A 13023-nucleotide genomic window follows, 5' to 3' on the forward strand; every position below is an offset into this window, starting at 1 on the left:
ATTCGATATAAAACGATCTTCATTTTTGCGAATTTTACAATAATTAAACAACTTCTAGTAAGCATCTAAAAACCTTATCAACCCATCGATTTTTTGAATGCAAATGCTATAATTTAAGAACAGAATCAAATAATTTTGTGCTTAGAAATTAACATTCAATAAATTATTATACATGAGTATCGTAGGTAAAAAATTTCCAAATTTAGCAGTAAACGCAATGAACGAGTTAGGTGACACTTTTAAATTAAATGTGTTAGAAGAGGCTCAAAAAAACAAGAAAAAAGTATTGCTTTTTTGGTACCCAAAAGATTTCACTTTTGTTTGTCCAACTGAATTACATGCTTTTCAAGCAGCTTTAGGTGAGTTTGAAAAAAGAAACACGGTTGTTATCGGTGCTTCTTGTGATACTGCTGAAGTTCATTTCGCATGGTTAAATACTGAAAAAGATAATGGCGGTATTGAAGGTGTTACGTACCCCCTATTAGCTGATAGCAATAGAAATTTGGCTACTACATTAGGCATCTTAGATATTTCTGAGGAAAATTATAATGAAGAAACTGGTGTAGTTGAAGTAGAAGGCGATAATGTAACCTATAGAGCTACATACCTTATTGATGAAGAAGGAACCGTTTTTCATGAAGGTGTAAATCACATGCCCTTAGGCAGAAATGTAAACGAGTTTATTCGTTTGGTTGATGCATATACGCATGTTCAAGTTAAAGGTGAAGTTTGCCCTGCCAACTGGGAAGAAGGTAAAGAAGCAATGACAGCTGACAGAAATGGAGTTGCTAACTACTTAGCAGAACACCAAAATTAAATTGAAACAACTAGTAATTGTCACCAGTTTATTGCTGGTGACAATTCTATATAATAGCAAAAAATGGTATTAGAACTAGAACAAGATAATTTACAAGAAATCGTTTCAAAGCACAACAATGTAGTTGTTCAATATTCTGCAGGTTGGTGCGGAAATTGCAGAATAATGAAACCGAAATTCAAGAAAGAAGCATCCATAAATGAGGCTATTACTTTTGTACTTGTAGATGCCGAGAAATTTCCAGAGTCTAGAAAAATGGCTAATGTAGACAACCTGCCTACTTTTGCTGCTTTTACTAAAGGAGAATTAAAGAATCAGGTGCAAACCAATAAATATGACGTTTTAAAAGAACTGATACATGAAGTTACCAGTAATTAAGCATTTAACTAATTTCATTGAAAATAACGATGAAGATTATTTAGTTGAAACCATAGAAACTTTAGAAGATCTTACTGAGCTAAGTTCGCTTAAAGATGAAGAACTTGATGTAATTGGTGAGCTTATTTCAAATATGTATGGAGCCTTGGAAGTTCATAAATCTGTAAAGGAAGGGAAACCTAAAAAGGAAGCCCTCAATGATTTCATGCAACGTGTAATGGGTGCTATTGATAAATAGAAATTATCAACATTTATATTGATAGAATTAAGCCTAGCATTTTAAGCTGGGCTTTTATTTTTAAGAAGACCTTAGATTCCCTTAATATTTTTTAATTTCACAAAAAATTAAAATCCACATAAATGGCTTCAGTAACACTAAAGGGTAATACAATTAATACCATAGGCGAATTACCTACTTCAGGTAGCAGTGCTCCTAATTTTTCATTAACAAAAAATGATTTATCAACTGCATCATTAGCTGATTATTCAGGTAAAAAAGTCGTTTTGAATATTTTTCCAAGTGTTGATACAGGTACCTGTGCTACATCTGTTAGAAAATTCAATGAACAAGCAGCCGCTCTAGATAATACAATAGTACTTTGTATATCAAAAGATTTACCATTTGCTCAAGCTCGTTTTTGCGGAGCTGAAGGAATTGATAAAGTAGAGCTACTATCTGATTTTAGAGACGGTAACTTTGGTAAAGCCTATAATGTTGAATTTGTTGATGGTCCGTTACAAGCGTTGCACTCTAGAGCAATAGTAGTTTTAGATGAAAGTGGTACTGTAATTCATTCGCAACAAGTTGCTGAAACTGTTGATGAACCTGATTATGCTGCTGCAATCAACGCACTGAATAATGCCTAAAGAATCATTTGCAGTAAATAGAATTAAAAGTGTGGGCTTCGCTATGCGAGGCGCACTACTTTTGATTCGTACAGAAGCAAGTATAAAGATTCAATTGTTTCTTGCAATTGTTATGACCGCACTTGGATTTTATTTTGAAATATCAAGGATAGAATGGATACTTCAGGTGCTTGCAATTGCCATGGTTATGGGTGTTGAAGGTGCCAACACTGCAATTGAAAAAATCTGCGATTTCATACACCCTGATTTTAATTCAAAAATCGGATTTATCAAAGATGTTTCTGCCGGAGCCGTAATGCTAGTTTCTATAGGCGCCGTTATAGTAGGTTTAATAATCTACCTTCCTAAGATAGTTTAAGGTTATTTTAAATCACCTTTTTTGACAGTAATCAATTATGGATAAATCTTTTCGCATAAACGAATATAAGATTTTGGCCTATCGCCTATTGTTAGCCTATTTCTTCTATTTCATAGCGCGAATTTTATTTTACATTTATAATCAAGATTTAGTAGCAATAGATTCTATTGGCAGTTTTTTAAAATTGTGTGTATTAGGTTTAACTTTTGATACAACGGCAATACTTTACACCAATCTTCTCTTTATACTTCTTAGCGTATTACCGCTAATTATCAATACGTTACCAAAATTTCAGAAATTACTTTTTTGGGTTTATTTCTTTCCAAATTTAATAGCCTTCGCCACAAATTTTATTGATTTTGCATATTATCGATTCACTTTTGCGCGAGCTTCGGTAGCTTCATTAGAATCAATAAACAATGAACCTAATAAGTCAGGTTTACTATTTTCATTTGTAGGCGATTATTGGCACATATTTCTACTCTTCGGTATATGTACTTTTCTATGGATAAAATTATATAAGCGTGTACAGATAGTCAAACAACAAGATTATAATAGCGCCAGATACTTTTCTTTTTCAATTTTTGCTTTTCTACTTATTGGCGTGCTCATTATAGGCGGAATTCGTGGCGATTTTAAACATAGTACACGGCCCATCACATTAATTGATGCAAGTAGACATGTAGAAATGCCCGAACATGCCAATATTGTATTAAACACTCCCTTTAGCATCATCAGAACCTTTGGTAATAATAATTTTGAGAAAAAAAGCGGCATTTCTGAAGCCATAATTCAAAAAGCCTTTCATCCTATTAAAGAGTACCCCCGTGAGGTTAGCCAAAAGCCTAACATTGTATTAATTATTTTAGAAAGTGTTAGTAGAGAATACGTTGGTAGTTTCAATAAAGAAATGGGTATTGAAAATTATGTTGGGTATACGCCATTCATCGACTCGTTAGCGCAACACAGTCTTATTTTTACCAATGCATATACCAATGGTAGAAAATCAATTCATGCAATGTCTTCCATTTTAGCAGGCATTCCTTCATTTAAAACAGCATATACTTCTTCACCTTATGCTACGCAAAAAACGCAATCTTTGATTTCAAACCTCAATGAAATGGGGTATGACACCTCATTTTTTCATGGTGCACCCAACGGATCCATGGGATTTTCTGGCTATGCCAATATTTTAGGTTTTGATCATTATTATGGAAAAACCGAATACAATAATGATGCTGATTATGACGGAATTTGGGGTATTTGGGATGAACCCTTTCTAGGCTATGTAAACGAGGAATTATCAAAAAAACAAGAACCATTTATGGGCACTGTTTTCACAGTCACCTCTCATACACCATATATTATTCCTGAAAAATATGAAGGTAAATTTCCTGAAGGGCATGTAGCTATGCATAAGTGTATTGGTTATACTGATCATGCTTTGAAAACATTTTTTGAAGCTGCAGCAAAAGAATCGTGGTATGAGAATACGATTTTTGTAATTACAGCAGATCACACCAACCAGATTTATTATGACGAATATTTAAAAATGGTAAATCGATTTGCAGTACCTATATTATTCTATTCTCCTAAAGGAGATTTACTTGGTTCAAATAATGATTTAGCCATGCAGATAGATATATTTCCGACTTTAATGGATCTCACAGGTTATAACAAACCTTTCAGAAGTTGGGGAAGAAGTTTAGTTAGTGACAGCATTCAAAAACCGTATGCAATTACACATAATGGCTCTAATATGATGTTTATGCGTGACAGCCTTATTGGTGTGTTTACAAATGATAATACGCTTGGTTTTTATGATATAAGCGATAAAGGTTTAACAAACAATTTAAAATCAGAACCCACAGAAAATATGCAACAAATTGAACAAATGGCACGTGGTTTTGAACAAGATTATATGAACCGTATTATCGATGGTCACTTGAGTGCAGAAGAATCAACTGGATCTCAATAATTCGTTCTTAAATAAAATTGACAAAAAAGCACTTGATATAAAATATCTTAAAACAAAGGTTATTTGTACTTTTGTGACGAATACAACCTGAATTAATGGCAAAAAAGAAGACGGTCAGAAGAAAAACCAAGAGTACTTCCGCCCCCAAGAAAAAGATTTCATTAAAGCCTTCGAAACAGAATCAAATCATTCTAGGTAGCCTCTTAATTCTACTTAGCATTGCGTTATTCTTTAGTTTCGCGTCGTTTTATTTCACATGGCAATTTGATCAAAGCCTACTGAATCAATTTGGCGACCGTAACGCTGAAGCTGAAAATCTACTTAGAAAGTTTGGTGCAAGTATAAGTCACTTTGTGATGTACAAAGGTTTTGGTTTAGCATCTTTTATTCTTATTGGATTGTTATGTGTTTCAGGACTCTATTTATTTTTAAGTCTAGAGAAAAAAGGACTTTGGAAAAAATGGATATGGGGCTTAGTTTTCATGATATGGATTTCAATTGGTCTCGGTTTCTTTGCAATAGAACGTCCATTACTAGGCGGCATGGTAGGCTATGAAATGAATGATTTTCTACAAGATTATACTGGCAAAATTGGAGTTATTCTTTTATTGTTATTTGGATTAGTATTTATCATGGTTCGTCTTTTTAAATTTTCACCAGAGGGCATCGGTAACTATATAAACAGTAAAAGCAAATCAATTGCTTCTGAATTTAAGAAAACACCGAAATCAGAAAGTGAGATTGAAGACGCTAGTGACGAGATATTACTAACTCCTGAAAAGATTGAACCAATAATTGTCGACACCTATACCCACAAAAAAGATATTCCAAAAATTGAGGAAGACTTAGATCTTGAGATGCCTATAGTTACCCCGGTTGAAGAGGAGGAAGTTCTTGATATGGAGGTAACAAAGGTTATTGTTGAACAAGAAGAAACTGATAATATAGCGGATAAGCTAGTTGAAGATTTTGGTGAATTTGACCCAACCTTAGAATTAGGTAACTACAAATTTCCTACCATTGATTTATTAGAACAGCATGGCGTTTCAGGTAGTATTACTATAAATCAAGAAGAGCTTGAAGAAAACAAAATAAAAATTGTTGAAACGCTTCGTAATTATAAAATTGGAATTGCTCAAATAAAGGCAACCATAGGGCCTACGGTTACACTTTATGAAATTGTACCAGAGGCTGGTGTACGTATTTCGAAGATTAAAAATTTAGAAGACGATATTGCACTTTCACTAGCAGCATTGGGTATACGTATTATAGCACCAATACCAGGTAAAGGAACAATTGGCATAGAAGTACCAAACAAAAATGCCACTGTTGTATCAATGCGTTCAGTAATTGCAGCAAGCAAATTTCAAAAAGCTGAAATGGAATTACCAATAGCCTTTGGTAAAACAATTAGTAATGAGACTTTTGTTGTCGATTTAGCTAAAATGCCACACATGCTAATGGCAGGTGCTACTGGGCAAGGTAAATCTGTAGGATTGAATGCTGTTTTAACTTCACTCTTGTATAAAAAGCATCCGGCTGAGGTTAAATTTATTCTTGTCGATCCTAAAAAAGTAGAATTAACCCTTTACAATAAAATTGAGCGTCATTTCTTGGCGAAACTTCCAGATTCTGCAGAAGCAATAATCACAGATAACACCAAAGTAATTCATACTTTGAATTCACTTTGTATAGAAATGGATAATCGGTACGAACTGCTTAAAACAGCAATGGTTCGAAACATTAAAGAATACAATGTTAAGTTTAAGTCCAGAAAGCTTAATCCGAATGACGGGCATAAGTTTTTACCTTATATAGTTGTTGTAATTGATGAGTTTGCAGATTTAATTATGACTGCTGGTAAAGAAGTAGAAACTCCAGTAGCCCGTTTAGCACAATTAGCGAGAGCTATTGGTATTCACTTGATTATTGCCACACAAAGACCATCAGTAAATGTAATTACAGGTATTATCAAAGCTAACTTCCCTGCACGTATTGCGTTTAGGGTAGCTTCAAAAATTGACTCTAGAACTATTTTAGATGCACAAGGTGCAGATCAATTGATTGGGCGGGGTGACATGTTATTTACACAAGGCAATGATGTAACGCGTATACAGTGTGCATTTGTTGACACACCAGAAGTTGCGAAAATTACTGAATTTATTGGATCTCAGAGAGCTTATCCGCATGCACATGAATTACCTGAGTATGTTGGTGAAGACTCTGGCACGAGTCTTGAGTATGATAAAGCTGATCGTGATGCTATGTTTAAAGACGCAGCAGTAGTTATTGTTACTGCACAACAAGGTTCAGCATCATTAATACAAAGAAAATTGAAATTAGGCTATAACCGAGCGGGTAGAATTATCGACCAACTCGAAGCAGCCGGAATAGTAGGTCCATTTGAAGGAAGTAAGGCAAGACAAGTCTATGTATCAGATTTAATTGCCCTTGATGAAATGTTAAAGAACGAATAAATCAATAAAAATGAAGAAATTTTTATTTTTAATACTTATTACGATTTCAACAATAGCATCAGCACAAAATGCTGGTAAAGCTAAAACCTTACTTGATGAAGTCTATAACAAGGTAAAAAGCTATGATAATATAGCTGTAGATTTCAAATATACGCTGAACAACGCCGAGGCTGATATCAACCAAGAAACACGTGGTGATGTTACTTTGAAGGGTGAAAAATATGTTGCCAACTTTTTTGGTGCAAAACAACTTTATGACGGAGCAAAAGTATATACCGTTGTTCCAGAAAATGAAGAAGTAACCATTGAAGACAAATCTGATGACCCAAATGCCTTCTCCCCTTCAGAGCTACTTACATTTTACAAACAAGGTCAAACCTATTCATGGGATATTGAGCAAAATGTACAAGGTCGAAAAATTCAATTCATAAAACTCACTCCGATTGATACCAATTCTGAAATAGAATCGCAATTATTGGGCATTGATGTTGAAACCAAACATATTCAAAAATTGATAATGACTGGTAAAAATGGCACCAAAACCACTATAACTGTTAATTCTTTTAAAACGAATCTGCCATTGTCAGAAACCTTATTTACCTTTGACGAAGGCAAGTACGAAGCAGATGGATATTACATCATTAAAAACTAGTATTGAACTTGTCTTGAGTTCTTAATCTAACCCTGGTAAATTGCGAATTCTAGACCAATACATTCTATCGAGGTTTCTCTATAATTTTTTTAGCTCATTCGTCATATTGATGTTTATTTTCATCTTTCAGGCGATATGGCTTTTCATTGATGATTTTGCCGGAAAAGGACTTGACATTGCTATTATAAGCAAGTTTTTTCTCTACATGATGCCAAGTCTTACTGAAAAGGTACTTCCGCTTACAGTATTACTATCCTCCATTTTAACGTTCGGAAGTTTTGCAGAGAACTATGAATTTGCTGCCATGAAAGCTTCAGGTATCTCTTTGCAACGTTCAATGCTTAGTCTCATTGTTTTTGTAACATTCTTAGGTGGCGTAACATTCTATTTTGCAAATAGCGTAATACCTGCTTCAGAACAAAAAATCTACAACATGAGAAGAAATATTGCTAAGGTAAAACCCGCCGCAGCAATAGAAGAAGGTGTTTTTAGTGATTTTGAGGGCATGAGCATTAAAGTCGATAGTAAACACGGCGAAAAAGATCGGTTTTTAAATAATGTTATTATTCATCAAAAAACGGCCACACAAATAAATAAGACAGTTATCAAAGCAAAAACTGGTGAATTGATCAGTAGTGAAGATTCTGAAGTTATACAATTGGTATTGCGAGATGGTAATCATTATGAAGATGTAGAGGTAAAAGATAGTAGAGACAAATTAAAACATCCATTTCTAAAAACCGAATTCGAAATTTACAGAATGAATATTGAAGCCCCAGAATTAGGTGGTGAAGATTTAGAGGCTGAAGGTGGAATTAGTACGGATAAGATGAAAAGTGTTGGTCGATTAACCAAAGATATCGATTCACTAAGAAATGATAATTTAAAAATTGTACGTGCTTTTTCAAAAAACATCAGTCATAGAGCAGGCGCATTTCCGTTCATAAAAAAAGATACCGTTAAAATCAACTTGAACGAAAAGTTAATTAAAGCAGATTCTACCAATCTGTTGCGACAACCCGATGATTTAGTTAAGGTCATTGCCGATTCAATTAAAACAACAGCAAACGTTATTGGGCTTTTTAATGAGTGGCAACAAATACAATTATACACTTCTGCAAAAAACAATATTACCAATGTTATCTCTTCAATTAAAGGTAAAAAAGAAGAGCTTGATAAAAGATATGAAATCTATAATAGGCATATACTCTCTTTACATAAGAAATTTGCTTTAGCATTATCATGTATTATTCTCTTTTTTGTTGGTGCACCTTTGGGCGCCATTATTAGAAAAGGAGGTATTGGTTTACCCTTAGTGATTGCAGTATTGCTGTTTCTGGTCTATTATTTTCTGGGTGTTTTTGCCGAGAATTACGCTAAGAAGAGTAATATTCACCCTATATTAGGGGCCTGGTTATCTACAATGATAATGTTGCCTTTAGGTATTTTTCTAACTAAAAGAGCCACAGCCGATAAAGGAATGATGAACTTTGGAAACGCCATTGATTATTTTAAAAAATTGTTTCGAAAGAAGAAAGAAATAGAAAACGCATGAGTACAAGTACCGTTAAAAAAATAAAGCTAGACACCATTGAATCTGCTATTGAGGCTGTTAAAAATGGCGAAGTAATAATTGTAGTAGATGATGAAAATCGTGAAAATGAAGGTGATTTTATTGCTGCGGCAGAATTGGTAACACCACAGCTTATAAATTTTATGGCTACTAGTGGTAAAGGACTCATATGTGCGCCTTTAACAGAAGGTAGATGTAAAGAATTAGGTTTACCAATGATGGTTACGCATAATTCAGATCCATTAGAGACCGCCTTTACAGTTTCTGTAGATTTACGTGGTCAAGGTGTAACTACTGGAATTTCGGCATCTGATCGCGCTAAAACAGTATTGGCGCTTGTAAATAATGACACCAAACCACATGATTTGGCCAGACCAGGTCATATCTTTCCGCTAGTTGCAAAAGAAGGTGGAGTATTGCGAAGAACTGGTCATACAGAAGCTGCCATTGATTTCGCAAGGCTTGCTGGCCTCAAACCTGCTGGCATTATTGTTGAAATAATGAACGAAGATGGTAGCATGGCTCGATTACCACAATTGATGAAAGTTGCTGAAAAACTAAATCTTAAGATTGTTTCTATTGAAGATTTGATTGCTTACAGAATGGAGCATGATAGTCTTATTGAGAAAAAAGAAGATTTTAATATCACCACCCGATTTGGTGATTTCAGATTACGTGCCTATAAACAAACTACGAATGACCAAGTACATATTGCACTTACTAAAGGCACATGGGATAAAAACGAAGAAGTGTTAACACGTATAAATTCTACCTTAATCAATAATGATATTTTAGGTACGCTCACAAACAACCCAGATGAGCAGCTTGAAGCAATGTTTTCGGCAATTAATAAGGCAGATAAAGGTGCTTTTGTATTCATAAATCAAGAACCAAAATCATTAAATCTTTTAAACCGATTATCTGAACTAAAAGATTTACAGGAAAAAGGCATTTTTAAAGCTCCTAAAATTGATATGGATGCTAAAGATTTCGGCGTAGGTGCTCAAATATTGCATGATTTAAATATTTCAAAAATCAAGTTACTTAGCAATTCCTCACAAGTTAAAAGAGTTGGTATGGTAGGCTATGGCCTTGAAATTGTAGAATATGTTTCTTATTAAGAAGTAACTGTTTAATACAGGGTTTAACTGCATTACAGAGCAGCACTATAAAATAAAAAAGGTCTAAAATTAAAATTTTAGACCTTTTTACTTTTTTTAAGAATTGTACTTTACAATTTTCTTAGCCAGATATTTCTGAACTGCGTTTTATTACCGTGATCTTGTAATGCGATTACGTCATCACCATGCGCTTCTGGATAATGATGCAAACCGATATAAAAAGTATTACCATTAATTACTGTGTTATTCTGAACTAGAACTCCGTTATGCAAAACAGTAATTCTTGCTTTAGAATCTAATCGACCATCAGCTTTAAACCTTGGTGCAGTATAAATAACGTCATAGGTATTCCATTCTAATGGACTACGCATAGCATTTACCAAGGGCGCTTCATCTTTATAAATACTAGCTGCCTGACCATTTCTGTACGTTCTATTTTGGTACGAATCTAAAATTTGCAACTCATATCTGTTTTGTAAAAAGAGACCACTATTTCCCCTACCTTGGCTTTCACTTTCTACTTTATCAGGAGCACTAAATTCTATGTGCAATTGAACATCTCCAAATTTCATTTTGGTCATTATACCACCAGTACCTGGAGCAACTTCAAAATGATCACCGTTAACTATTTTCCAAGGTGCTGGCTTTGTAGCATCTTTTTGACTCACCCATTGATCTAAATTTGAACCATCGAATAAAATGATGGCATCAGATGGTGCATCGCCTAAAGTTTTAGCTGGAGTTATTACTTCAACTTCAGGTTCCCAAATTTCAGTCATTTCAGGTTTCATGGGCATTGGTGACACCTCAGGAGGTGTACTTGAATAACCATCTTGCGCTAAGGCAGCAAAAGAAAATACTAATGTAAAAACGCAAATACTTATAACTTTTAGTTTCATATAATGTTTATATTTAGTTGAATTTAATTAATTTATAGTAGATTTTTTATAGTTGCAACCATTTTCTGTGCCCGCTCATATACTTCTAATTCAGTCCAAGACAATTTAATTAAACAGGAAATATTTCTAGAAACCCACTGATCAGATTTCGAAAAATCAGTTTTAGTGAAATCTTGTAATCCGTCTAAAACTTCCTGTGGCAATTTACCTAAAGATTTTCTTTCTGTTAAATGCTCCCATTTTTTATAATAGTGCCAATTGTTATAATACCAATAAAAACAAGCATCAACTGAAGCTTCAGCTAAGGCTGAGTGCGTTTTCACGGCCATTTCTTCTGAAGGCAAAAAGAAACTGAGAAATGAATAATTTTCAACACCACCTTCTGGTACTGTACGAAATACAACTTCAGGAATTGTTTCTAAGGCTTCTCTTAAAATGGAATAATTTTTCTTTTGAATAGCAATAAACTCGTCTAATCTAGCTATTTGTGCTACCCCAACAGCTGCATTCAATTCTGAAATACGATAATTATAACCTAAGAATGGATGTGCTTCTGCTCCCCTATCGTTGCCGATATGATCGTGACCATGATCAGAATAATGGTCAGCATTTTTCAAATAGGTAGCGTTATTAGTTACAACAGCCCCACCTTCTCCACAAGTAATGGTTTTAACATAATCAAAAGAAAAAGCACCTAAATCACCATAAGCACCTAAAGGAATACCTTCAAAACTACCACCAATCGCTTGGCAGGCATCTTCTAATAATATTAAATCATGTGAATTACAAATAGCTTTCAACGCCCGTAAATCTGCCATAGACCCACACATATGCACAGGCATAACGGCTTTTGTTTTGTTAGTTATCGCGCGTTCAACCGCCTCAGCATTCAAAGTCAACGTATCATCAACATCTGCTAAAATTGGTATTGCACCCAAAGCTAAAACTGCTTCAAAACTTGCAACAAATGTAAAAGTGGGAATTATAACTTCATCACCAGCACCAACACCAGCACTGGCCAATGCAATTGTTATTGCGGCAGTACCACTACTTACCAATTGTGCATGCTTGCTTTGCATACGCTTGGCTAAAGCTTTCTCTAATTCTATTGCCTTATAATTGCCTTGGCGCATGCCATCAAATCCGTAACGCATTAATACGCCAGTATCTAAAACTGCTTCTACTTGTTTTCGTTCTGCATCACCAAAAAATTCGAATCCCGGCATGTATAAATATAATTTTTGTTACTAGAATTTTGGGAAATTAATCTATTTCAATGACACTTTCAGCCATATCTTTCCTGACTTTTTTAAAACCAGCAAAAATATCATCATCTGCTCTATAACCAATGGGCATAGCTAAAACTGATGTAAGTCCTTCTTCTTTAAGATTCAGTAACTTATCATAGGCTTCGGGTTGAAAACCTTCCATAGGGCAAGAATCAATTCTTTCAACAGCACAAACTGTCAATAGGTTTCCCATGGCTAAATAGGCTTGATTAGTACTCCATTTTTTAATCTGCTCAATATCCTTTTTAGAAAAACTATCAAGCAAATCATTTTTAAAAGGCTCAAGTATTTCATCACTCACCTCACGCACCTTTTTTATTTGCTCAAAATATTTAGAAATGTAATTGGCATCAACGGTGTCTTTAATGCAAAAAACCAAAATATGCGATGCCTGAACAACTTGTGGTTGATGATACGAATAAGTCATTAGCTCATTCTGCAGTTCTTTATTCTTTACAATTAGCAAGCTAATAGGTTGTAGTCCGTAAGAAGTTGCTGTAAGATTAAAAGCTTCTTTAAGTTTATCGATTTTTTCTTTGGATAGAATTCTATCAGAATCGAATTTCTTAACAGCATAACGCCATTTCATATGTTCAATAATATCTTTCATAACT

At 34.3% G+C, this 13023-nt stretch carries 13 protein-coding genes; 10 read left to right on the forward strand and 3 right to left on the reverse strand.

What is annotated here, in order from left to right:
* The first annotated feature begins 172 nt into the window (after positions 1–172).
* From JQC67_RS14190 to ribB, 10 genes are all read left to right on the forward strand, one after another.
* Positions 173–817 (forward strand): peroxiredoxin, encoded by a 645-nt coding sequence (locus JQC67_RS14190; RefSeq protein WP_203253579.1) that lies wholly within the window; start codon positions 173–175, stop codon positions 815–817.
* Positions 818–880: 63 nt separating this feature from the next.
* Positions 881–1195, forward strand: a complete 315-nt coding sequence (locus JQC67_RS14195) for a thioredoxin family protein (RefSeq protein ID WP_203253580.1) — start codon at positions 881–883, stop codon at positions 1193–1195.
* Positions 1176–1433 (forward strand): DUF6952 family protein, encoded by a 258-nt coding sequence (locus JQC67_RS14200; protein ID WP_203253581.1) that lies wholly within the window; start codon positions 1176–1178, stop codon positions 1431–1433. Before JQC67_RS14195 ends, JQC67_RS14200 begins: the two co-directional genes overlap by 20 nt.
* Positions 1434–1555: 122 nt before the next feature.
* A complete protein-coding gene (gene tpx, locus JQC67_RS14205) occupies positions 1556–2062 on the forward strand; it encodes a thiol peroxidase (protein ID WP_203253582.1) in 507 nt (168 codons plus the stop codon).
* Positions 2055–2420 (forward strand): diacylglycerol kinase, encoded by a 366-nt coding sequence (locus tag JQC67_RS14210; RefSeq protein ID WP_203253583.1) that lies wholly within the window; start codon positions 2055–2057, stop codon positions 2418–2420. The genes tpx and JQC67_RS14210 overlap by 8 nt, the downstream gene beginning before the upstream one ends.
* A gap of 37 nt (positions 2421–2457) precedes the next feature.
* Positions 2458–4398: an LTA synthase family protein gene (locus tag JQC67_RS14215; protein ID WP_203253584.1), complete on the forward strand. Its 1941-nt coding sequence runs from the start codon at positions 2458–2460 to the stop codon at positions 4396–4398.
* Between the two features lie 95 nt (positions 4399–4493).
* Positions 4494–6875, forward strand: a complete 2382-nt coding sequence (locus tag JQC67_RS14220) for an FtsK/SpoIIIE family DNA translocase (RefSeq protein WP_203253585.1) — start codon at positions 4494–4496, stop codon at positions 6873–6875.
* Between the two features lie 10 nt (positions 6876–6885).
* Positions 6886–7527, forward strand: a complete 642-nt coding sequence (locus tag JQC67_RS14225; RefSeq protein WP_203253586.1) for a LolA family protein — start codon at positions 6886–6888, stop codon at positions 7525–7527.
* Between the two features lie 109 nt (positions 7528–7636).
* On the forward strand, positions 7637–9082 hold the full coding sequence (locus tag JQC67_RS14230; protein WP_238934800.1) for an LptF/LptG family permease: 1446 nt from the start codon (positions 7637–7639) through the stop codon (positions 9080–9082).
* Positions 9079–10221 (forward strand): 3,4-dihydroxy-2-butanone-4-phosphate synthase, encoded by a 1143-nt coding sequence (gene ribB, locus JQC67_RS14235; RefSeq protein WP_203253588.1) that lies wholly within the window; start codon positions 9079–9081, stop codon positions 10219–10221. The genes JQC67_RS14230 and ribB overlap by 4 nt, the downstream gene beginning before the upstream one ends.
* Positions 10222–10331: 110 nt before the next feature.
* On the opposite strand, the gene JQC67_RS14240 is transcribed toward ribB, so the two are convergent.
* From JQC67_RS14240 to JQC67_RS14250, 3 genes are read right to left on the reverse strand one after another with little or no spacing between them, the layout of a single operon-like run.
* Complete coding sequence (locus tag JQC67_RS14240) at positions 10332–11120, reverse strand: 3-keto-disaccharide hydrolase (protein ID WP_203253589.1); 789 nt, start codon at positions 11118–11120, stop codon at positions 10332–10334.
* Positions 11121–11152: 32 nt separating this feature from the next.
* Complete coding sequence (locus JQC67_RS14245; protein ID WP_203253590.1) at positions 11153–12346, reverse strand: DegT/DnrJ/EryC1/StrS family aminotransferase; 1194 nt, start codon at positions 12344–12346, stop codon at positions 11153–11155.
* Between the two features lie 37 nt (positions 12347–12383).
* A complete protein-coding gene (locus tag JQC67_RS14250) occupies positions 12384–13019 on the reverse strand; it encodes an NAD(P)H-dependent oxidoreductase (RefSeq protein WP_203253591.1) in 636 nt (211 codons plus the stop codon).
* Positions 13020–13023: the final 4 nt, after the last annotated feature.

Origin of the sequence: Aurantibacter crassamenti, from assembly GCF_016811105.1 — a bacterium.
Classification (GTDB): domain Bacteria; phylum Bacteroidota; class Bacteroidia; order Flavobacteriales; family Flavobacteriaceae; genus Aurantibacter_A; species Aurantibacter_A crassamenti.

What these genes read in the sequence shown, in the direction of transcription:
- JQC67_RS14230 (WP_238934800.1), top strand. Translation starts at nt 7,637, where the DNA reads ATGTTTATTTTCATCTTTCAGGCGATATGGCTTTTCATTGATGATTTT.
- ribB (WP_203253588.1), top strand. Translation starts at nt 9,079, where the DNA reads ATGAGTACAAGTACCGTTAAAAAAATAAAGCTAGACACCATTGAATCT.
- JQC67_RS14190 (WP_203253579.1), top strand. Translation starts at nt 173, where the DNA reads ATGAGTATCGTAGGTAAAAAATTTCCAAATTTAGCAGTAAACGCAATG.
- JQC67_RS14215 (WP_203253584.1), top strand. Translation starts at nt 2,458, where the DNA reads ATGGATAAATCTTTTCGCATAAACGAATATAAGATTTTGGCCTATCGC.
- JQC67_RS14195 (WP_203253580.1), top strand. Translation starts at nt 881, where the DNA reads ATGGTATTAGAACTAGAACAAGATAATTTACAAGAAATCGTTTCAAAG.
- JQC67_RS14250 (WP_203253591.1), bottom strand. Translation starts at nt 13,019, where the DNA reads ATGAAAGATATTATTGAACATATGAAATGGCGTTATGCTGTTAAGAAA.
- JQC67_RS14210 (WP_203253583.1), top strand. Translation starts at nt 2,055, where the DNA reads ATGCCTAAAGAATCATTTGCAGTAAATAGAATTAAAAGTGTGGGCTTC.
- JQC67_RS14240 (WP_203253589.1), bottom strand. Translation starts at nt 11,120, where the DNA reads ATGAAACTAAAAGTTATAAGTATTTGCGTTTTTACATTAGTATTTTCT.
- JQC67_RS14200 (WP_203253581.1), top strand. Translation starts at nt 1,176, where the DNA reads ATGAAGTTACCAGTAATTAAGCATTTAACTAATTTCATTGAAAATAAC.
- tpx (WP_203253582.1), top strand. Translation starts at nt 1,556, where the DNA reads ATGGCTTCAGTAACACTAAAGGGTAATACAATTAATACCATAGGCGAA.
- JQC67_RS14225 (WP_203253586.1), top strand. Translation starts at nt 6,886, where the DNA reads ATGAAGAAATTTTTATTTTTAATACTTATTACGATTTCAACAATAGCA.
- JQC67_RS14245 (WP_203253590.1), bottom strand. Translation starts at nt 12,346, where the DNA reads ATGCCGGGATTCGAATTTTTTGGTGATGCAGAACGAAAACAAGTAGAA.
- JQC67_RS14220 (WP_203253585.1), top strand. Translation starts at nt 4,494, where the DNA reads ATGGCAAAAAAGAAGACGGTCAGAAGAAAAACCAAGAGTACTTCCGCC.